Source organism: Variovorax sp. P1_G12 (assembly GCF_056405555.1).
This window is the reverse complement of record NZ_JBFUBW010000003.1, coordinates 208,139-228,464: the sequence shown is the minus strand read 5'-3', so window position 1 is coordinate 228,464 and position 20,326 is coordinate 208,139. Positions and strand designations below refer to the sequence as shown.

Sequence of the window (20,326 nt, the reverse complement as noted above, 5' to 3'; positions counted from 1 at the left end):
GACGTTGTGCCGTTCGCGCCAGGCACCCGGGGCATGGGAAGTCATCATTGTCTTGATTTCGTCGGAGTTCGTGACTTCTTGATCTCCTCGCTGCGGACCTCGAGCTGGCGCAGCGCCGCGGCTGTGGTTTCTTGGTTCTCTCGCAGGTGGGCGAGCTCCCGTTGCGATCGCTCCTCTTGGCGCCTCAGCTGTGAGGCGAGGTCGGTTGCCCGCTGCTCTGCGCCCGCAGCGCGCTCTCGGAATGTCGCGAGCTCGAATCGCAGTTCCTGGCGTTGAGTGGACCAAGCCAACGCTTCTTCACGGTGCGAAGTCTTCTCGTCCTCAAGTGCCTGCTTTGCCGCATCCTGAGCCCGACGGGACGCGTCATGAGCGGCGGCGCGTGCCTTTTGCTCCTTGGCAAGTTCCGCCACGACCTGCTTGGTGGTCACGCGCCCCCTATCAACCTCCGAAAGGAGGCGCCGCTGCTGGGCAAGGTAGCGCTCTTCGGCGTCCTCTGCGGCGCGCTGCTTGGCTCCAAGGGCCATCTCCGCCTTTTCGCGCAGAGCCTCCTTGCTGGTCACGGCCTCGTTCAGCGCGCTACGCAGGCGCCGCACTTCGGCTTCTGACTCGCTCAGGAGCCTGGAGGACTCTTGTTGCTGCGATTGCATCTGCGTCTCCATGGCCGCGACCGCTTGGCGCGAGGAGGCCAAGGCCTCGTCGAGCGCGATGCGTGCCTGTTCGAACGAGATCTCGCGCTGCTGGAGGCTAGCTTCCTTCTGGACCAGGTCGACGCGCTGTAGTTCGAACTCGCGCCGCGCGGCCTCCGTCTTCTGGACCTGCACCTGGTCGGCCTCACGTCGAGCGACGTCCCAGAACTGCTTGGCGGCCTGGACGATAGCCAAGGGGAGTTGGTGTGCTTCGCCGTCGGCCAGGTTGGCGCCATGGCCGTCCAGACGTTTGCCAAGCGTGGCGAACCAGCGCTCCAGCATGGGGCTCACGGTGTTCGGCGACCCGCTGCCAATCTTCTGGCGCACGCGCTCGATCGTCGGGCGCAGGCCCTCGTGGATCAGCGCGTCGGCCGCCTGCCACACCTGGGCTTCCTGGACACCGCGGCCACCGGCACGAGGAAAGTTATTGTTGACCATGGTGATGTCCTAATGCCAAGAACTTCAGAACGACTGACCCGAAATTCGACGCGCTGAAGTTGAGGCTGGAGGTGCGCTGGACGTTCGCGAGATGCTTCGTTTCGGGTCTGGGTCTATCAGTGCGCGTGAGAGTAAATCCGATGCCGGGTGCGAACGTGGGGATGTCTGCTACTTGTTCGCTCAAAGTGTCTGAAACTCGTTGTCCCCGCGGGAATGTTGTCGCTCGAACTTTTGGGATTCATGCCGGCTTTCCTCACTGTCTTTTACTTGCGATAATAATAGATTATCGTAAACTATGTAGCATATACGTTAGACATCATACATGGCATGTGTGATAAATAACAGAAAGACGGCTTTGGTTGGACTGCGGCCGTCGCCGTCCGTGAAGCCAATGCCGCTGGAGGTCGTCCATGAAATCTGCTGAAAAAGTGCCGCCGTCCGAGGTGCCCAAGGTCTCCAAGGCCCTCGTGCCTCTGAAAAGCGACCACGCGCTGCTCGATCCCAGCCAGCTTTCCGATATGGCCGAAGAAGCCGCGCACGACCTGATGGCCGAGGGCGAGTCGGACAACACCCGCCTGGCGTACCGCGCCGCCATGCGCTACTGGGCCGCCTGGTTCGGCGCGCGCTACGGGCGACAGATGTCGCTGCCGGTCCCGGTGCCGGTGGTGATCCAGTTTGTCGTCGACCACGCCGAGCGCTCGAGCAAGGCGGGCCTCGATCACCAGCTGCCGCCCGAGATCGACCAGGCGCTGGTGGAAGCCGGGTTCAAGGGAAAGCTCGGTGCGCCGGCGCTGAACACCCTGATGCACCGGATCTCCGTGCTCTCGATGGCGCACCACGTTTCCAAGCAGCCCAATCCGTGTGTGGATCCGGCGGTCAAGGCGCTGCTCAGCAAGACGAGAAAAGCCTATGCGAAGCGCAACGCCCTGCCCCACAAGCAGCGTGCGCTGACCAAGGAGCCGCTGGAGGCGGTGTTGGAAACCTGCGACGACTCGCTCAAGGGAAAGCGCGACCGCGCCCTCCTCCTGTTCGCCTGGGCCTCGGGCGGGCGCCGGCGCTCTGAAGTCTCAGAGGCTGTGTTCGAGAACCTGCACCGCGGGGATGAAGGCGCCTACCTGTACACGCTGGCGAGTTCGAAGACGAACCACAACGGGAAGATCCGCGCGGAAGACGTGAAGCCGGTGGTCGGGTCGGCCGCCGTCGCGCTGGAGGCCTGGCTCGAGGCGAGCGGCATCAGCTCAGGGCCCCTCTTCCGGCGGATCCTCAAGAACGGGAAGCTCGGCACCGACGGGCTCTCGGGGACGGCGGTGCGGGACATCGTGAAGGCGCGGTGTGCGCTGGCGGGGGTGGGAGAGGATTTTTCGGCGCACTCGCTGCGGTCGGGGTTCGTGACTGAGGCGGGACGGCAGAACATGCCGCTCCAGGAGACGATGGCGATGACGGGGCATCGGAGCACGGACACTGTGGCGGGGTACTTCAGGGCGGGGGCCGCTCAGGTCAGCGCGGTGGCTCGAATGATGGACGCAGATAAACCGCGGCCGGACCAAATCAAAATTTGACGGGGGCGAAAAACGACACGGGCGAAAGGCACCGGATATGACACAAGGTCGCGTGTCTGGTTTGGGACCAGAGGGTCGAAGGTTCGAATCCTTTCGCCCCGACCAATGAAATCAAGGAGTTAGCCGAGATCCCGGGTGGGGTCTCGGCTCCTCGGGTGACGCGGGGGTAACCTGTGGCTCGAAAACTCGCTCTCGATTGCCGACCGCCGCTGATCGCGGGGGCCGCTCGTTCACAGCCATTTCCCGTCGTCCCAAGACACCCCGGGACGAGCATTGGGCGATGTCTAAGCCTCCTCCTGTCGCCGTCAACTCGAAATATCGGGGAAATGGCACCTCCGTCGCGCCGCCCGCGCCCAGTTCCCTCACCTCCCCCTCCAGAGTGCACCGGTGAAATCCTGACGGCACAGCAGGCTTCCGCGTACCTGCAGATTCCCGTTTCTACCTTGGCAGTCTGGCGTTGCACGAACCGTGTGACCCTGCCCTACTTCAAGTTGGGCGGTGCAGTGAGATACCGGCTCCGACCTGGACCGCGCCATCGCCAGATCTGCAAAAGGGGCGGGATAGGGGCTACAAAAGCTACAAAAGCAGCTGCCGCCACTCGCGCCGGGCCCATCCCCATCGCGGCCCTATCATTCCGCAGCGCAACTTCCCTAGGCGGAAATGGACCTCCACGCTTGGTTTGCATCGCTGACGCACGCGAAGATTCTCAAAATGGCCGGCGACGTGGAGTCGCAGGTCTTCGATTGCAAGCGCGTCGGAGACGAAGGCGACATCAAACGAAACCTTGCGACGGTCCTCTCTGGCTTCGCCAATGGGGCAGGCGGCGTCTGTCTCTGGGGAGTCACCGCGAAGAAAAATGCACGCGGGATCGATTGCGTTACCGACTTTCCCGGCGTTCCGGAAGCACGCAAGCTTGCAAGCAGACTGGATGAGTTGACCCCGCAGGCCGTGGCGCCTGGCGTTCCCGGCGTAGTGCACCGCGCGCTCACTGCTCGCGGCCAAGCGCATGGTTTCGTCGTCACCTTTGTCCCTCCAAGCGACGGGGGGCCGCACATGGCGCGCTTCGGGGAGGACCGCTACTACCAGCGCATCGGCCTCAGCTTCATGCGCATGGAGCCGTTCCAGATCGCCGACATGTTCGGCAGACGTGCCCGCCCGAGGCTTGAAGTCACCGCGATTCACGCGGACGCGTATCAAGTACAGGTGCAGATTACGAACGCCGGTCGAGGAGCGGCCCGCGGCCTCTACCTCCAACTTGCCGTTGCAGGCCCTTTCGGGCGCTATAGCTATGGCATCGACGGCAATGGCACCGAAGCGCTGAAGTTCGCGATGACAAATCCAGATGGCTCTTGGATCCATGCGGCAGATTCTTCCGCCCTCTTGCATCCAACGATGAATATTCGTGTCGGGGGCGTATGGCTCGGGCCGGAACCCGGACGAGCGATCGCAAAGGGCCTCGTGCCAATCGTTCTGCGGATTCCTTTCAAAGTCGGTGCCCTTGATGTCGAGCCAACATCCGGGGTGCTCGAAGTCGATCTTTCCTGACCCAGCAAGATCCTCGCAGCTCCTCAAAGTTGTTGAGGGCGGGCGAGCAGCTAGGGCGCGAACGCTGTGTTGATAGGGAAAATTCGACAGATTACCGGTTGAATAACCAGTTGGCGCATCGGGGCTGAAGGTCGAGCCGCCTAGACTTCACGCCAGGAGTAAGAAGAATGAAAACTTGGGGAATCTGCGCCGCGGCGCTGTTGGCCGGTTCAGCGCACGCCGGCACGATCTATCTTTGCAAGGCGTACAACGGCTCGACGTTCTGGGCCCAATCACACTGCAACCAGCACAACGCGCTCATCGAGCGTATTGAGAACGTCGCCGACGTGCCTTGGGATCAACAGGTGCAGCAGGCGGAGCAAGGCAAAGCGGCCCGCACCCAGCAGGCCCAGGCCACCACGGGCGACTCCCAGCGCGCCACCAGGTGCGCCCAGCTCGTCGCGGAGCGCAACAAGATCGAAAGCCGATACACGAACTGGCAATGGCAGCCACCGGAGGTGATCAACCCCGACCAGCAGCGCATGCGAGGACTCCGCGCCGAACTTTCAGCGAACCAGTGCTCGGTGCAATAGGACTGCGCATGAACAAGCTCTGCGCGTTGTTGCTCCTTCTGATCGTGCAGGTCGAAGCTCACGGCCAGACGGTCACGACGCTTCAAAACCTCACCCTTCAATCTACGATGAACGCTCCCAAGGGTGTCGTTGTATCGTGCGGCGTTCGCTTTACTGGCCTCACATCCGTGCCGGGATCCTCAGACGACATCGAGGTCGTCGATGGGTCCATCGCTGTTTTCCTTGACGGTTTCACAGGCGTAAAGGGCGCACTCAAGCTCGGGAAGCTATCGGAACCCGCTGGGCAACTGAGGACCTCGGGGAAGACGATTGCTTGGGTGCGAATAGGCGACGGCGAGCCGTTGGCTCCGCTTGATGGGGCGACTGCACCCGGTGACGGTGCAGGCTACTTCATCTTTAGGGCGCCGACCGACCCAGGGTTTTCCGCAATCCAGGGATTCATGGAAGCAAAGAACCTATGGATCGGTTTCCAAGGCGGCACAGGACAGGACCGGATCTTTTCAGGTCAGGGCCAAATGAGTGCCCAAACACGTTCGGAATTGGCCGCCTGTTTTGGCGAGCTAAGCAGGGCCCCACAAAAGACCAAGTGACCGGTCATCAACCAATCTGGAGAGAGCTATGAGATCAGTTCTAGCGATCGCACTCGCCATCGTTCTTGGAGCGTGTGCCGCGACCAGCGGCCCCCTTCGGATGGTCACCGATGGAAAGTCCTACACCGGCACCTATGACAAGCGCACCAGTTCGATGGACGTGAACATCGAGGGCCGCCTGTTCAAGGGCACGTACGTCCTCGATTCAACCCGTAGCGTCGGGGCTGGATTCGCTACCAATGGCCAGTCCACTGCAAGCGCTTTCGGAGGCGGCAGCACCACATCGAGCAACGCTCGCGCCGTTTTGGTCTCGGCAGACAACCAGGTGCTTCGCTGCCAGTTCGCAGCCGGCAGGAATGAAGCAGTCGGAGCCTGCATAGACGGGACAGGCAAGTCCTACGACTTGGTCGCCGGGCAGTAGTCCGCAATGGCAATTCTGAAGCGCCCGCGGATTGTCCTGCTGGTGCTGTTCCTGACCCTCTCCGGTTGCGCCGCGCACTACACGGCGGACTCCGTGGCCGATCCCTACGGCTTCTTCTCTGGCATCTGGCATGGAATCGTCTTCCCGCTGGCGCTGCTGGCAAACGTCGTCTCGTGGATCCTGGGCAACTTCGGAATCTCGTTCCTCGACTCCATTCAGATCATCGGCCGGCCGAACACCGGCTTCTGGTACTACACAGGTTTTGTCCTGGGCCTCTTCACAAGTTCTGGCGCAGCCTCTTCATGAACGACCGATTGACCTTGATCGCGGAAATCCCGCCCTTCGTTCCTGCTGGCTCCGCGCTGCGCAACCTTCCGGTGAACCTCGACGCCAAGAAGCGTGTGATGCTCGATGCCATCAGGTACTCGATCGAGATCTTCGAGCTGAACTATCGAAGAGTCATCGCCACCGTTGAGGGGTGGCGGACAGCCGACGGACATCCTGGCGAAGGCATGTTTGCCTCTGTCCTTTCTGATTCTTGGGCGATGATCGATTCGTTGCACCGCCTCCAGTCGGTCGTCTCGACGATGACAAAGAAGGAGAAGGCGCTCCCCTCCTACGTCAAGGTGCTCCGAGACGCCGCCTCAAATGTTGTCGTCTTGAGAAATGCCGTCCAGCATGTCACTGGTCGAATCGAGAGGCTAGTGAGCCGACGGGAAACGCCATGGGGCACGATCAGTTGGCTCGAGCTTCGCGGTACAGATCCGATCGAGGGGTGGACCTACACCATGGTTCCCGGCACGCTACAGGTTTCGGAGCGCCGCTCCCTTCCCTCGGTTGGAGGAAAAGCCGTCCGTCATCAGTTTGACCTTCTTACGCTGACCAGCGATGGCCACAGCTTCTGCTTGAGCGAGGCTTTCCACGCCGTGGAGGTGTTCGCGCTCGGCTTGCAGGAAAGCCTTACGAAGCAATTTGGTGGCGCACCAACTGTCGGGAGCGACATGGTGATCGAAGCCCGCTTAGACGCGAACATTCCGCCACCTCGAAAACCTGAGCCGACACCTGCATAGGGCTTTCACTTGGAGGCGACGATGAATCCACAAACGGTCCTCATTCTCGGGGCAGGTGCGAGCTTGGCATACGGCTTTCCGCTCGGAAGCGGCCTGCGAAGGCGGATCCTCGAAATCCGCGACCGTCAGGACGCGAGCGACTTCATGGGCCGCGGCCGAATGACCGTTCGGGATTTCGTGGATGCCTTCAATCTGTCGCAGATGTACTCGATTGATGCGTTTTTGGGGAGACGCACCGAGTTGGCCGAAGTCGGCAAAGAGGCGATCGCCTACGTGCTTCTACAGTGCGAAGCGAATGCAGACTTGTTCAGCGAGGCAAAGGAGGACCACTGGTATCAATATTTGGTAAACCGATTGGTCGTTGACGAGTGGGAGCAATTTGATCCGTCGTGGCTATCTGTTATCACCTTCAACTACGACCGGTCGCTCGAGTATTACCTCACTAGGACTTTGATGTCGATCTACGATCGTTCCGAGGCAGACGTCGCTGGCCGATTAGCGCTATTGAGGATCACGCATGTGTATGGCTCTCTTGGAGACGCTTGGAAGGGCGGATCTAGCTACGTGAGATTCGGCTCAATTACGTCTGAGGCAATGCACGATGCGGTGGCGACCGCCGCATCGCGACTGGAGGTTATCGCAGAAGGCCGAGACGACTCGAAGCATCTTGTCGAAGCTCGAGCGCTGCTCCAGGAGGCCGAGCGCGTCTGCTTTCTCGGGTTTGGCTTTGACGCCGTGAACATTCGCCGACTGGGCACGCCGCAGACCATGCTCATGCCCACCGGACTCACGAAACGAACGGTGGCGACGTGCCTCGGCATGACCGGGGCAGAAATCCAACGTGCGGAAACGAGTCTGTTCGGGGGAACGAATCAGAAGGAGGTATTTCACTCTCTCAACTGCATCGGCGCGCTTCGCCATTCCCTGCTGTTGGATTAACCGCTTGGCGTTCAAGCAATCGGAGCCAGCCGTATTCGTCAGCGCTAAGTCCGTGGTACTTCGGGTCGGCATGACGCTCATGGTTGCACGACCAGCATGCCGCAGCGACGTTGGCAGCAGTGTTCTTGCCCCCATCTTGCCGTGCGAGAAGATGCTCCGCAGTTGGATTGGTCATCGGGCACGCGCAGTGGCAGCAACGCCAGCGTTGATCTACTGCAGCACGATGACGAAGTTGGCGAAGGCGTGAATCGCTCATAGGGATCTCCAAAGGGTTGAAACTTTGAGGTCCCCGGATGGCGATAACCGCAGTACGGGCGCCGGGCAATCAATGCAGATCCGGCGGTGTGAGGGAAGTACTTCCCATCACGGTCGAGATTTCAAGGCCCCGAGCGATGTTGAGTGTACGGGACTGGCGATCGAGGTGGCAAGTGCCGTCCCAAGGAGGAAGCGCGAACGAAGTTCCCAGGTTGCCAACGGCTGCCGTCGGGTGACGGTCGCGCTAAAGCGCCTCGCGCTGGCTCCGTAGTGCAGCCTTCAAGGCCCTCGTGATGTCCCGCACCTCCCGCCATTGCCCGCCCTTGTATCCATTACGCGAGACCTTTGCTTTTCCTTCGGGCGTGACGGGTCCCTTTGTCTTTTCCCACGGTCGCCAGGTGCGGATCAGCTCCGACTGTCGCACCCCGCGTTCTGGTGTCCAGCCATTCGCCATCGATGCTTTCCAATTTTTTGGTTTCCGGAATCGGCTTTGCGTTCGCGCCCGCGGGAACGCCGTTGTTGATCTGCTGCTGACCGCCGTTGTTGATGTTGGCCTGCCTGGCGAACACGGGCGGATTCTTGACCGCGGCCAGCGTCTCAATGGTGGCCCGGCACTGTGTCTGCGCCTTCAGGGCGAGGCGGAGGTACGTCTCCGCAGCGTGCGGGAAGCCTCCAACCATGTTCCGATGCGAACGACGCGCCAGGTTGTTGAAAAGCTCGTCGAGCGTGTGGGCCTGTGCAATCAGCATCCCCTCCGCCCGGCGCAGATCGCCGCTGTTCACGGCTCGGACCTGATCGGACAGTTCGCTGACGAGTGCGTTGAGTTGATGAGCCAGCATAGAGATGAACTCCGCAACCGCTGCCTTGCAGCGCCGTCGACTTCTCGCAAAAGGCGACATCTAGGTACCATGCGGCCGTCGGCACTCAAGGAGGTGTGGGTCGGTAACGGCCGGATGCAGGTGATTCCGGGTCTCGCGTTGGTTCGGCGCCAGGTTTTCTGCCACCTTGGGAATCAAAAACCAAAGGGTTAATCCTTTTCGTCTTTGTCGTCTGTTTTTGGTTTTGATGGCGCTGGTGGATAGTCCTGCAACCCGAGCTTTCTGCGATGTTGAATGACATAGGCCTCGACGTCGGCCTCCCACAGCTTACGCGGCGCGGAGGCGTAGTGATCTTCTGAGGCTACGCGCGCTCGAGCGCCCCAGACGATCCCAAGGAGCAGGTTGGTGCAGAGACCAATGACACACAGTGCGATGAGCACCTGGTCCGCCCGCTTCGCCCCGACGATGTAGATGGAAAGCCCGGCAATCAGCGACAGCGCCGCGGGGACCACGGCGGTCACCGCAGGCTGCCGGCTGAGCCCGGACATGTACCCAGCCACCATCCCCAGGAGCGTGAAAGCAAAGGCGACGATCAAGCGGGTTCTGAACAAGGCGGTGCCCTGGTACAGGAACGCCAGCACGAGAGCAGTGACAATTGCCGTGAAAAAGAGGGGCCACAGGCCTGTCCAGGCCGCAAAGATCAGCAGCTGCTGGGGCATGAGCGGACCTACTGCTTCTGCGAGCCCAAGGAGCGCGTGATTTCCCCCTGGGTCGATTCCTGCTGGAGTCGGCTGCCCTCAGGTCGAAGGATATTCGGCGGCGCGGGCTGAAGGGCGTCTACCGGTGCCGGGGGCGGAAGGCCAGGAGCGGGAATTGGGTCTGGGCGCAAAGGAGGTCTGGGCGGCAGGATAGAAGGCGCGGCCGGAGAAGTGAGGGCAGGGTTGCCCAGGAGGCCGCCTGAAGACAGCGCTGGCGGATTCGGCTGGGTCGTGCTCGTCTGCGCCGCCGCAACTCCAGCCAAGCCAAAGGCCAAGAACACAACCGCAGCCACACGATTCAGGTTCATCGCAGATCTCCAATTCGGTCCTGGAACCCGGCAGACCATATCCGGAAAGAACTTCCTTGGGGAAGATCAATTTTGGGGATGCGCTACGCGGGCCCGGTCGGGACCGATGTTTTGCGCGGGAGCCGATGGCTTGGTTACGACCTTGGAGGTGTCCGGCCGGAATCGTTCGCCCCCAGGTTCATGCGCACCAGGTCGCATGACATCCATCTTGCTCGCCGGCGCTGACGGTGGTGGGCCGGGATCAGGAATTGAGCCGCCGGCTCCAACAAGCGAGCCTGAAGGCGGATCCCCAGCGGTACCGGGCATGGATGGAGATTGGTTTTTTGGACCGCCACTTGGGAGACTCGGCGATGGTGCGGTTGATCCGCCCTCCTTTGAGCAGCCGGAAATTCCAAGCAGGCCAGCCGCCAGCAATAAGATCGCCAACACACGGTTCAGATGCATTTGCAACCTCCAGTCGATCCCTCGAACTCGAGAGACCATAGCCGGAAAGATCTAGCGCGAGAAGCCCAAAATTGTGGAGGCCGCAGTTGAAACGATTCGTGAACTTACCGCCAACGGCCTTGAAAACCTGGAAGTGCGAACTATTCTTGGCGTTTCGGTGCCCGCGCGGTACCAGGGGGACACCCGGCTCGTGGCGTTCGATGAGGCCAAGGAGGGTGACCCCTTTCTATTTCCGCCTCAGACTTGCGCGGTTTCAGCAAGCTTCGATGCTGCTTTCTTGGCGGATGAGGGTCTCCGCGCTTCCATTTTGGCCATCTTCGCGGCGTTGTATGCCGCCCACCAGAGCGTTCGCTGGACCGCGGTCATACGCTTCCAGCCTAGCCGTTCGGCGCGAATGCCAACCGATGATGACGAACATGAGCATTCCAGTCGAATTCTGGACACGCCGTGATCCCAGTTTATCGAACGCCGCGCTGACCGAATATTTTCTTTATCTGATCCGAGTGCTTGCCGGCCTCGATTGATTGATCGGCGTCCAGCACACTCTTGAAGAAAACCTCATAGGTTTGCTGTTCATTCGCTGGCTCGGCCACATTGCTCCATGCCATCACTAAAAGTCGGTCGGAAACCTCCTTGCCCAGCAACTCGCGAATCTCCCAGAAAAGACTGCCCCAAATGGAGCCTCCGTCCATTTGAATGGAAACCTCGTTATCGAGTTTGATGTCTCCAACTGGGCGCGGGTCCGCCATGTCGAAAAGGCTCTTGTGATTTCCACTAGCCATTGCCGCGGCCTTACTGCCGATCTCCCGTCGATTCGAAAAGCTACACGGAAAATAGGCTGCGAGCCCCGAGCCGATCGTTGCAAAGCGGGCGGATCGCTTTACGAATTGCTTTTGGCGAACTGCGTCCCACAAACTATGCCAAGTGTATTCCCTTAAAACGACGCTCGGATCATCCGCAAAATCGCTCGCAGTGACGATCGTCTTATCGGCGTCGTTGTAACGAGACAGCCAACCTGGCGCGCCAGCAGAGCTCGCGTCCGCGCCAGTTGCGATGGTGATCTTGATTTTCTCAGCGGTCACCGGCAAACCGATTCCTCGCGCATAGCCCTCAAACGAACTTAGGGCGTTTGCGAGCAGCGTCTCGCGGGTAGTGGTCAACGACGGCGATGGTTTGAACTCGACATTGGCCGGTATCGGCGCGCCGGGGCGAGGAAGAACTGGAAGAGTCGAATTTCCGGCAGCCGATGCAAGCGCTGCTGCCTGTACATCGGATAGCTTTACAAGCGCGGCTTGCGACAAAAATAGCAGATTCCTTGCTGCGGCTTGCTGATCGCCGGTTTTGATCGCCTCTAAGATCATTGACCCCTCCTGCTTCTGACGTTCGAGCTGGATGCTGAAAAATGCGTTGACTGCAGTGCCGACTAGACCAACAGCGCCCGCGACAAGTGCAGCTGTTACAGGCTCCGTGTACCAGTGCTTTGCGGTCGGCGTCTCGACTGGGGCGGTCGATTCGGTGTGAGGCTCCCTTGGTACGGTCATGGTCTGGGATTGTTCAGTGTTCGCCATAGACCTTCCTCCTAATTTTGAGTGCACCTCATCAAAACATTGACCGCCAGAACATCATACTGACGGAACGTCGCGCAGCGTTGTTATTGCGACGTGAGCGGCTGTGCACGAGCGCGTATCTCTGGCGTCGCTCCTCGGGCGCTAACTTTGCCCGACCCGGATGACTCAGGGGAGAGCACACGGAGTTGAGCAGGCGTTCGCCCCACCTTTCCAACTGCCTTCGTTGGCCATACAGCCAGCAGCATCCGTCCACCTCCGAACACCAACAGGCACAACGCATAGCCCGCCACCTTGGCCAACGACGAGATGCCTACAAGGTAAAGGGTCAACTGCGCCAAGGCTGGAAGCGACATGGCCTGCAAGGCCATGAACAGCAGCGTCGCCAGGTCCTCGAGCACATCGCCGCCCACTGCGATTGCCGGCAGCCACCCCATGGCCAGCAACCAGGCCGGTCTCGACTGCCCGGGCCGTCTCCATCCAACTGCCCACGTGAAGACGCGCGAGGCTAGGCGCGCAATGATATATCCGGCACAGGCGACGAAGAGCAGGTCAGCAACCATCGCCCATCCCGGAGAGAACTTCGAGTAGTCGGTCCAGACCTTCGGATTTCGGAGGCCACCGGGGAGGGCGGGCTCGCAGTCCGGACGGATGGCCGTGACGTCTATGGTCCACGGAGAAATGGTGGCCAACTGCTGCATGGCAAAGCTGCAGCCAGCAGCGTTGCCGTGGATGACGGGGTCTTCCGCGGGGCCGAGGTTCCACCCGGAAAGCATCGAGAACAGCACGGCAAACACCACGGCCATCACCAACGGCCACAGCTTGCGGCGTTCATCCCACACGCTGGGGCCCGCCAGGTAGTTCGGGCTAGGCGCCTTCACATCGACCACGATGCCCTTCTTCACACCAGCCTTCGCTTCACCGTTGGTGATGATCCTTTCGTCTTGCATGCGGCGCACTGTCATGCCAGCGAGGAGAGCCGGCTCCGCTCGTCTGAACACGCTTTGACCTGAGATAAGTGGATCGGCTGCGGGTTTGATTCTTTCAATCTTCAGGCCCCTGCCAGGCCGCCGGAGGCGCCCCGGTTGAGCCATGTACTCATGGTTCAACCCATCAGGCAGCCTCCTTCATTGTGGGCAGCGTGGCGAAGTAGACCATGTCTGGCGTGCGCCCGTCGTGCGACTGATGCGGGCGGCGGGCGTTGTAGAAATCGAAGTAGGCGGCCAGGTGAAGCCGTGCGGCGCTGACGCCGTCGTAGCCCTTCAGGTAGACGTCTTCGTACTTCACGCTGCGCCACAGCCGCTCGACGAAGACGTTGTCGCGCCAGCAGCCTCTGCCGTCCATGCTTTGGTGTGCACCGATGCGCTGCACCTCCGCGATGAACTCGGCGCTGCTGAACTGGCTGCCTTGATCCGTGTTCACGATCTCCGGCGCACCCCAACGCGCCGTCGCCTCGCGCAAGGCCTCCACGCAGAAGTCCGCCTCCATCGTGATCGACACTCGATGCGCCAGCACCCTGCGGCTTCGCCAGTCCAGCACCGCCACCAGGTACACCCAGCCGCGCGCCATCGGGACGTAGGTGATGTCCAGCGCCCAGACCTGGTTGGCCCGCTCGATGGCCAGCCCGCGCAACGCGTACGGGAACACCGGATGCGCTGGGTGGCGCTTGCTCGTGTTGGGCTTGCGGTACAGCGCCTGGATGCCCATGCGCCACATCAGCGTGCGTACGTGCCGCCGTCCGACTTCGATGCCCAGCAACCTCAGCAAGTCCCGCAGCATGCGGCTGCCCGCGAACGGATGCTCCAGGTGCAACTCGTCAATGCGACGCATCAACGTCAGCTCGCTGTCGGCAATCGGCTCGGGGTGGTAGTAGACCGAGCCTCGACTGATGCCCAGCAACAGGGCTTGGCGCTTGATCGGCAGTTCGGCATCACGGTCGATCATCGCTTTGCGCTCAGCAATCCCGCCTTGGTGAGCGCACCCTCTAAAAAATCGTTCTCCAGCGTCAGCTGCCCAATCTTGGCGTGCAATGCCTTGAGGTCTATCGCCGGCGCCTCGGTCGCCGTCGCACCGCCGAACACGCCTGCGGCGCGTTCCAGCAGTTGTCTGCGCCACTCCGTCACCTGGTTGGGGTGGACGTCGTGCTTCTGTGCGATCTCGGCAATCGTCTTGCCATCGGCCAAGGCCTCAATCGCCACCTTGGCCTTGAAGGCCGCTGAGTGGTTGCGGCGGGGTCTCTTGCTCATCTTCCGCTCCTGTCATGCCGGGCTCTATCCTCGCCCATCGGAGCAGCCGTTCCACTTTAGGCCGTGTTCAGATTCGCGCGGCCGGCTCTAGGGCCCACAGTGGCGTGTCGTGCAATGGATCGTGGCGCAACGGAAGCTGCCCGGGAAAGGTGTATCGCGCAGGCGTACCGAACTCGTCGGAGTCGGGAAGTCCGGGCCCGGATGAGGAGTCGAGCTCGGGAATTTCAAGTTCCTTTGCGACTTCGTTCACCATCCACTGCAGCGTCGCGTCGCACAGACCGGTCCGCTGGTCCGGATATGCGGCGCTGTCACTCTGGGCACCAGGATAGCTGCCACCTATGTCGCAGTGCACGCCTGGAAACCACAGTTGCTTGAGGGTACGGCCATCGGCCGTCGTCACTTCGCTCGGTGAGTCGTACAGGCGCGGAAGGAACGGCCACCGATGCTCGTCGAGTGCCAGGGCGTGGCGCACGTTGCGAATGTTGGGCTTGTCGTGAAACGTGGCCGTCGACGGATTGTCGAGCGAACCGAACAGTGGCAGTCCTACCGATTCCACGGTGTCCCACACGCCAACCCAATAGATTTGAGCCTCCCGCGCGAAGTTGTCCTTGACCTGCAGGGCCAGATCCTTGCGCGTGACCTTCGAAGCAACTTCTTCGGAACCGTGCACGCCATCGCCCTGAGCCTTCCCCGGCCTGGCCAACCCGACATGCAGCCACGTTGCTGCCGCGCGGCGCCAGTTCTTCCGCCCATGCACTTGCTCTGAGAACGCTGGCTGCGAGAAATAGATGCGAACCAGCGTGGGGATCATCGCCTCATGCTCGGGACGCAGCACACCGAAGAGATTCACCATGCCCACGACGGCACGAGCCGTGAATGCACCCCGCGAGAAGCCGAAGCAGAAGATCCGCGCGCCTGGTTCCCACTCGCGCATCAGAAAGGCATACGCCTCGCCAATGTTCTCGTACACGCCGCCGCCGGACGCCAGACCGGCAACGCGCTGCCATCGACGCTTGACCAAATCAACGAGTCCGGTGGGCGGAGCACTGTCGGGCGACCCAACACCGGGGTCGTAGTAGAGCGTCGAGGTGTCCGGATCCACATGCTTGCGGAGATAGCCGTAGAGCCGCAGCACATTGGTATCTTCGAAGCCGCCGGTCAAAGTGTTGTTGGTGCCGTCGCAGCACACCACGAGGTTGCGCGCGCCTCGCAGGTTGCCGTCGACGGGATCGAGTTGCTCGTCCATCTCCACACCTCCTCAGGGTTCTATCGATGTCGCGCTACGCGGTGATGAGCGCCAAGCGACGACGGAGAGTCGGAATGCATTCGGTTCCGTCGGCTCCCTACCAATCAGTTCGGTCAACACATAGAAACTTCCGTTGGTGATTTCCGAAGTGGCCGAACTACGTGCCTTTGATGTCTTCGCGAACTTCAGTGAGGGCTGCGATGATAGGGCCAGGCTTTCCTGCGACCAGCGACCCTGCAAGCACAATGACATCTGCAACAAGATCGAGGACCTTTTGCCAGCTCTGGATGGTCTTCAATGTGTGCTCGGCCTTTGTGATGTTCTGTTCGAGCTTCTGCTGGTCGTCGAGGGCGTCTGCGAGAATTCGCTTGGCGGCTTCGAAATAGAGTTGATTGCTGAGAGAGCGAAGCCGCTGTTCTTCTTGGAGGCGCGCGTAGACCTCCGACTGGAGGAGATTGGGCGCCTCTGCTTTCAGCCGTTCGTTGTAGGCGCCGGCCAGATCGCTGAAAAGAAGCGCCACTCGTTTCACGGCCTCAACGTCTTGCAGGATGGGGCTTGATGTCAATGTCGTAGCCATTGCATTCTCCTCAGCGCAGTGCATCCAGATTCTTCTTGACGACTTTGATGTCAGCCGCGGCTTGCTTCAAGATCGCCTGTAGCTGATCGTTGCTTAGATTGTCCAGGTTAGCAGCCATGACCTCGTGCGCCGTCTTAATCCTCTGCAACCCAGCTCGCACTACCTTGATCCGATCTATGGAGGTCTGATAGCTGAGTTGCAATTGGAGCATTCGATCTTTGGCAAGGAGACGGGTAAGGGGAGGTACATCTTTCGCCAAAGCTAAGGTCTCCAGCGTCCCTGCGACATTCTTCTGGTCGTTCTCCACCATAGAAAGCCAAATCCCGGCCAACTCGTCGAGCCGGTCGAGAATTCGCATTGCTCGCGGCCCGCCTTCTTCGACGAGTTCGCGCACCGCCTTCGCCTGAACACCAGCGAGGACGTATTTTTGAAGGACCTTGATCAGACCTATTGCTGCATCTGCGGTTGGCTGATCAATCGAACCAGCGGGGAGAGCATCTAGGCCCTTTGAGATGGCGTCGAGTTCCTTGTCCAAGGTAAATGCGTTCTCGCCGGACAACTTCGCCAACGTGGCGAAGTATGCGGCGAGTGTCGCCTGCACCTTAGATGCGGCATTGACTTGCGCATCCCGTGCCTCGGGCTTTTCGCTTTCAAGGGGAGGGTTGGTCAGGTACGGCTGGATGGTCCGGGCGCTTTCTGTGAATGCCTTTCCCGCGTCGGGGTAGCTTGACAGTTCAGCCGAGGTCTTTCCGAATTCCCTCACTGCCTCTAGGTTGACGCACCCTTGGTTCAGCAGGAGGGGCAAGGCCAGTGCACTGCTCAAGATAAGACGCGAGAAGAGTCGCATTGGAAGAGTCCTCTTTGTACTTTGAAAGATTACATTGAGAAAGGCAGCCGACGTAGCTCGCAGTGATCCTAGGCGCCCCGTTCGAACGCGCCATCATCGAATTTGAGGATGGACAGGATCACATCGCTCAAGCCTTGGTTCAGGAAATGGAGTGCGACGTCATCACAACGGCCCTGTTGCTCGAACGGGCAGCGTGGCTGGCTAGGCTCAACGGCACCAACGTGCCATGAGCCGCGGCTCTAACCAACATCAAGCGAGAGTTCTACGCCCGGACGTTCGGTGCATGGCGGCCCGGTAAGAAGAGGTCATCACCTCAGTTAGACCGGTCCTCCTCCGTTAAGAGGATTGACTCCCACCGGCATTCACGTAATGCTTCAGCTAAGCCGAGGAGGGGCATAGCATGCCGAACAAAGGTTCGTACTTCATTTGGACCAGCAAAGGCGACGGCACAATCCTCAATCCGCCCCCCGATCCCAACCCTCCGCGTGATTCGAGTTCGCCGACGGGTTTTGGCCCTACCGTCTACCCCGACCCTTCCGATCAGAAGGCGATGGACATCTATTTCGGCATCGATTCCAACGGGCAACAGCCACCGTCCAAGGACCAGATAGACCTCTATACCCAACTCACCAAGGTACTCAGCATCGTTCGAAGGCTGTACGCCCAAGATGAAACCAACCCAGGTCCGAAATTCAGGCGCTACTACGTGCGGTTGTTCCTGCTAGCACAACTCGGATTGGAGGGCGCTACAGCATCTCCAGAGGTCGCGAAGATGGGACTCGACGACCTGACCCAGGATCTGGTTGACGACGAGGGTGGCAAGGTCAAGAACGGCCATCTGCAGGTCCTCGGATGGGCCGCGGTGCGTTTGAGCATTCCGTTCCTGATCATTCATGTGATCTTCGCCCATACCTCGTTGCCTGGAGTAGATGCATGGCTGAAGGCCCATATGATTGACAAGATCTTGTGGGCCAACTTCATGCTGCTCTGGCTAGGCTGTTTCATCGGAGTATGGCTGTCGTACGCGATTCGCACCACGGTCATCGCGCTGGGCGATCTGACGAACACGGATAGCGATCGACTGCGACCTACAATCCGACTTCTTTACGCGGGCGTAATGACCACCGTGATAGGACTTCTCTTTCACGTGGGAGCCATCTCAATAAAGCTCGGGGAAGTTGAAATTACCAAGGTCGGCACCGAGTGGGCCTTCGCGTTGCTTGTCGGAATCTTCTGCGGCGTCAGCGAGACGACGCTTCCATCCGTTACGCTGAAACGTGCGACGGACTTTGTCGGTCAGATCAAATAGTCGTGCGAGGGTCTGATGGAACTGAATGCCTACCTGAAACTAGCATCCACGATCGAGGCGGCAAGCGCCGCGCTGGACGGGCGAGTCGCGGGGGCCTCTTCGTCCTTGGCGATCCAGCAGGCTCTATCTCTGCGGCAGGAACTTGCCCTCGCGAGCCAGATGACCTGGGAACTCATCACGAAAAGTACACCGCTCAATGGTGACACGCAGTCGGATTTCGATCAGACATGGGCAGGCCTAGAAGCATCCTGCAAGGATCTGCGGGCGCCGCTCGACGATGAGCGACTTCAGAAAGCACTGACTAGCGTCCATGAGAATCTGGACTTGACAATGAGCATTCTCGGCCCTTGGCCGCCGCGGGTGACCCCAACCGATTGAACGAGACCGAACGCTCTGAACAACGATCGATCCCTGAGCGATGAGATGTCGAACATGGCGTGGGCGGCTCGATCGCGTTCGCGAGTTCCGCGCTTTCCCGCGGACTTGCCATTCGACGCCTGTAGATCTATTGAGTCTACGGAAGACTGACGTCGAGAAGGTCCATCACCCTGGCGATAGGGTAAGCAAGAGCGTATTCCGATGTAGGGCCCAGTCCGTCTTCGCCAGCGAAATGAAGCGCGACAGCATGGCCCGATGCAGCGTCGAACCAAAGTGCGCCCGAATCGCCAGCCAAACTGATTTCTGCCTCGGGGTGATCAGGATCTTCGACAAGTCGGATGCCGTCCATCCATCTGGTGGTATCGCCGTAGGTAGAATAGTCCAACCGGTACGACCCAGCAATGCCGTCAACGTACCCATGGGTCAGGCCGGAAACCGCGCCGTACTTCACTAGATGCATTCCAATCGTGGCCGCTTGCGTACCGGCGATGCTCATCGGCGGGCCGAACACTTCATCCTTCCAATGAACTCGGTTGTGAATCAGAGCAATAGCTGCGTCAATGCCGACGTTGAGATCGAGCCAGCGCTCGAGCCTACCGGCGATTCGCGGTGGCTGTGACCCCAGATGTAGCGGGCCGGGCTGTGAAATTCTGTCCCCGACCTTCGCACTCGTGGAGCCGCACAGCACGTGCCAATTGCTAACCAGTGCGATGCCGGAGGTGTGGTTGTCCCGCGCGATCAACCCGAGCGTGCCTGTGCTGGTGTGCTCGATGTTCCCCAAACTCACGCCGATCTGAACAGGGTCGCACACTGCTCTCGGGGAGGCAGCAAGGCCGTACCGGGCCCGTACGACGTCACAGCGCACAGCGTCGATTTTCTTGGGGAGCACGTGCTCGGGAGGAAGAGCGGAGACCGGAAGCTTTTCGTTCACATGAAAGCGAATGCCCAGCGTCTTCAATCGCTCTCCCGCCTTGTATACAAAGCCGTAGTCGACTCCGACCACGCCCGGCCGGCTTTGTCCATCTCGCAGAGCCTTTTTGAGCTTGATAGCCCACCTGGACTGATGATCCATATGCGTTGTCAGGGTCCCGCCTGCGCTTCATCATCAGGGCACCCGTCTGCGACCCACTGCGCGATGAAGTCGATCTTACCGTTGGGTACCGGCGGCATCCTTGCCGGCATGCGCGGATATGTCGCCCCAGCCACGCCGATGTCTGCCCCGAAGGGGGACTCTCCTCTGAGCGCGAGGATGAGGTTTGACTTGCCAACATCTCCAGCGACAACGAGTTGCTTGCCATATACCTTCTTTGCCTTGAATGCAGGCAGGTCCAGCGGTCGCCAGAACGCGCCGTGTGCGCCAATTGCGGCGTCACCGATCGCCTCGTCCAGAATCTGCTTCACCCGGTCGAATCGTTTCACGACGCCTCCTTAGTTGTTGCGCTCAAATAGCAGTGACCACAAAAAGTCGACGGACGTCGCGTCAATGAATGCGGGGTCGTCGGGCTTCGGCGCACCTCGAGTGATTGGTAGAAACGCCGGCTGAGGATTGTCTTTGGCCCAGACGGCCCGTCTATGGCATGTCATGCAGTTCGAATTGACGCCGTTTAGAAATCGAGCCTCCAAGTAAGGATTGAACACAACACGCGGCGTCCCGTTCGTCTCGACGGGCTTGTCCATGTCGTACGACGCGTTCATGAGGTAGTTGCGCCAGACTCCCTTCAATACCGCGGGACGTTCCGTGGCGAACTTCCCGGC

22 protein-coding genes are annotated in these 20,326 nt (G+C 60.2%); 11 read left to right on the top strand and 11 right to left on the bottom strand.

What is annotated here, in order from left to right; genetic code table 11:
- Positions 1-44 precede the first annotated feature (44 nt).
- Entirely contained in the window at positions 45-1,124 is a 1,080-nt protein-coding gene (locus tag AC1D2O_RS05200; protein ID WP_478156405.1) for a DNA-binding protein, read from the bottom strand.
- A gap of 410 nt (positions 1,125-1,534) precedes the next feature.
- Between AC1D2O_RS05200 and AC1D2O_RS05195 the strand changes: the two genes are divergently transcribed.
- From AC1D2O_RS05195 to AC1D2O_RS05160, 8 genes are all read left to right on the top strand, one after another.
- A complete protein-coding gene (locus AC1D2O_RS05195) occupies positions 1,535-2,683 on the top strand; it encodes a site-specific integrase (RefSeq protein ID WP_477650158.1) in 1,149 nt (382 codons plus the stop codon).
- Between the two features lie 660 nt (positions 2,684-3,343).
- Positions 3,344-4,228 carry an AlbA family DNA-binding domain-containing protein gene (locus AC1D2O_RS05190; RefSeq protein ID WP_478156403.1) on the top strand — a complete coding sequence of 295 codons (885 nt, stop codon included), beginning with the start codon at positions 3,344-3,346 and terminating at the stop codon, positions 4,226-4,228.
- A gap of 167 nt (positions 4,229-4,395) precedes the next feature.
- A complete protein-coding gene (locus AC1D2O_RS05185; protein ID WP_478156402.1) occupies positions 4,396-4,800 on the top strand; it encodes a hypothetical protein in 405 nt (134 codons plus the stop codon).
- An 8-nt stretch (positions 4,801-4,808) separates the two neighbouring features.
- The gene (locus tag AC1D2O_RS05180) at positions 4,809-5,390 is read left to right on the top strand and encodes a hypothetical protein (RefSeq protein ID WP_477650444.1); all 582 of its coding nucleotides are present in this window, start codon (positions 4,809-4,811) and stop codon (positions 5,388-5,390) included.
- A 28-nt stretch (positions 5,391-5,418) separates the two neighbouring features.
- The gene (locus tag AC1D2O_RS05175) at positions 5,419-5,811 is read left to right on the top strand and encodes a hypothetical protein (protein WP_477650445.1); all 393 of its coding nucleotides are present in this window, start codon (positions 5,419-5,421) and stop codon (positions 5,809-5,811) included.
- Between the two features lie 6 nt (positions 5,812-5,817).
- Positions 5,818-6,117, top strand: coding sequence for a hypothetical protein (locus AC1D2O_RS05170; protein WP_477650446.1), 300 nt, complete (start codon positions 5,818-5,820; stop codon positions 6,115-6,117).
- Complete coding sequence (locus AC1D2O_RS05165; protein WP_477650447.1) at positions 6,114-6,881, top strand: hypothetical protein; 768 nt, start codon at positions 6,114-6,116, stop codon at positions 6,879-6,881. Before AC1D2O_RS05170 ends, AC1D2O_RS05165 begins: the two co-directional genes overlap by 4 nt.
- Positions 6,882-6,902: 21 nt before the next feature.
- Positions 6,903-7,820, top strand: a complete 918-nt coding sequence (locus tag AC1D2O_RS05160) for a hypothetical protein (RefSeq protein WP_477650448.1) — start codon at positions 6,903-6,905, stop codon at positions 7,818-7,820.
- Positions 7,821-8,407: 587 nt separating this feature from the next.
- Here AC1D2O_RS05160 and AC1D2O_RS05155 read toward each other — a convergent pair.
- Complete coding sequence (locus AC1D2O_RS05155; protein WP_478156400.1) at positions 8,408-8,914, bottom strand: hypothetical protein; 507 nt, start codon at positions 8,912-8,914, stop codon at positions 8,408-8,410.
- Between the two features lie 188 nt (positions 8,915-9,102).
- Entirely contained in the window at positions 9,103-9,612 is a 510-nt protein-coding gene (locus tag AC1D2O_RS05150; protein WP_478156398.1) for a hypothetical protein, read from the bottom strand.
- Between the two features lie 864 nt (positions 9,613-10,476).
- Between AC1D2O_RS05150 and AC1D2O_RS05145 the strand changes: the two genes are divergently transcribed.
- A complete protein-coding gene (locus AC1D2O_RS05145; protein WP_478156397.1) occupies positions 10,477-10,854 on the top strand; it encodes a hypothetical protein in 378 nt (125 codons plus the stop codon).
- A gap of 7 nt (positions 10,855-10,861) precedes the next feature.
- On the opposite strand, the gene AC1D2O_RS05140 is transcribed toward AC1D2O_RS05145, so the two are convergent.
- The 6 genes from AC1D2O_RS05140 to AC1D2O_RS05115 form a co-directional block, all read right to left on the bottom strand.
- The gene (locus tag AC1D2O_RS05140; RefSeq protein WP_478156395.1) at positions 10,862-11,971 is read right to left on the bottom strand and encodes a hypothetical protein; all 1,110 of its coding nucleotides are present in this window, start codon (positions 11,969-11,971) and stop codon (positions 10,862-10,864) included.
- An 83-nt stretch (positions 11,972-12,054) separates the two neighbouring features.
- Positions 12,055-12,933 (bottom strand): hypothetical protein, encoded by an 879-nt coding sequence (locus AC1D2O_RS05135; protein ID WP_478156393.1) that lies wholly within the window; start codon positions 12,931-12,933, stop codon positions 12,055-12,057.
- A gap of 148 nt (positions 12,934-13,081) precedes the next feature.
- Positions 13,082-14,214 (bottom strand): IS3 family transposase gene (locus AC1D2O_RS05130; protein WP_478156391.1). Its coding sequence is split into 2 segments (ribosomal slippage): positions 13,082-13,965 and positions 13,965-14,214, totalling 1,134 coding nucleotides; the frame shifts between segments, so codons are not numbered across the junction.
- A 67-nt stretch (positions 14,215-14,281) separates the two neighbouring features.
- Positions 14,282-15,460: a T6SS phospholipase effector Tle1-like catalytic domain-containing protein gene (locus AC1D2O_RS05125; protein ID WP_478156389.1), complete on the bottom strand. Its 1,179-nt coding sequence runs from the start codon at positions 15,458-15,460 to the stop codon at positions 14,282-14,284.
- Positions 15,461-15,617: 157 nt separating this feature from the next.
- On the bottom strand, positions 15,618-16,037 hold the full coding sequence (locus AC1D2O_RS05120; RefSeq protein WP_477650754.1) for a hypothetical protein: 420 nt from the start codon (positions 16,035-16,037) through the stop codon (positions 15,618-15,620).
- 10 nt (positions 16,038-16,047) lie between these two features.
- Positions 16,048-16,884, bottom strand: coding sequence for a hypothetical protein (locus tag AC1D2O_RS05115; RefSeq protein WP_478156387.1), 837 nt, complete (start codon positions 16,882-16,884; stop codon positions 16,048-16,050).
- Between the two features lie 400 nt (positions 16,885-17,284).
- Between AC1D2O_RS05115 and AC1D2O_RS05110 the strand changes: the two genes are divergently transcribed.
- Positions 17,285-18,193 carry a hypothetical protein gene (locus tag AC1D2O_RS05110; RefSeq protein WP_478156386.1) on the top strand — a complete coding sequence of 303 codons (909 nt, stop codon included), beginning with the start codon at positions 17,285-17,287 and terminating at the stop codon, positions 18,191-18,193.
- Positions 18,194-18,208: 15 nt separating this feature from the next.
- Complete coding sequence (locus AC1D2O_RS05105) at positions 18,209-18,571, top strand: hypothetical protein (RefSeq protein ID WP_478156384.1); 363 nt, start codon at positions 18,209-18,211, stop codon at positions 18,569-18,571.
- Between the two features lie 136 nt (positions 18,572-18,707).
- On the opposite strand, the gene AC1D2O_RS05100 is transcribed toward AC1D2O_RS05105, so the two are convergent.
- Both AC1D2O_RS05100 and AC1D2O_RS05095 read right to left on the bottom strand, forming a co-directional pair.
- Positions 18,708-19,643 carry a chymotrypsin family serine protease gene (locus tag AC1D2O_RS05100; protein WP_478156382.1) on the bottom strand — a complete coding sequence of 312 codons (936 nt, stop codon included), beginning with the start codon at positions 19,641-19,643 and terminating at the stop codon, positions 18,708-18,710.
- 8 nt (positions 19,644-19,651) lie between these two features.
- Positions 19,652-19,990 (bottom strand): hypothetical protein, encoded by a 339-nt coding sequence (locus AC1D2O_RS05095; RefSeq protein WP_478156380.1) that lies wholly within the window; start codon positions 19,988-19,990, stop codon positions 19,652-19,654.
- Positions 19,991-20,326 lie beyond the last annotated feature (336 nt).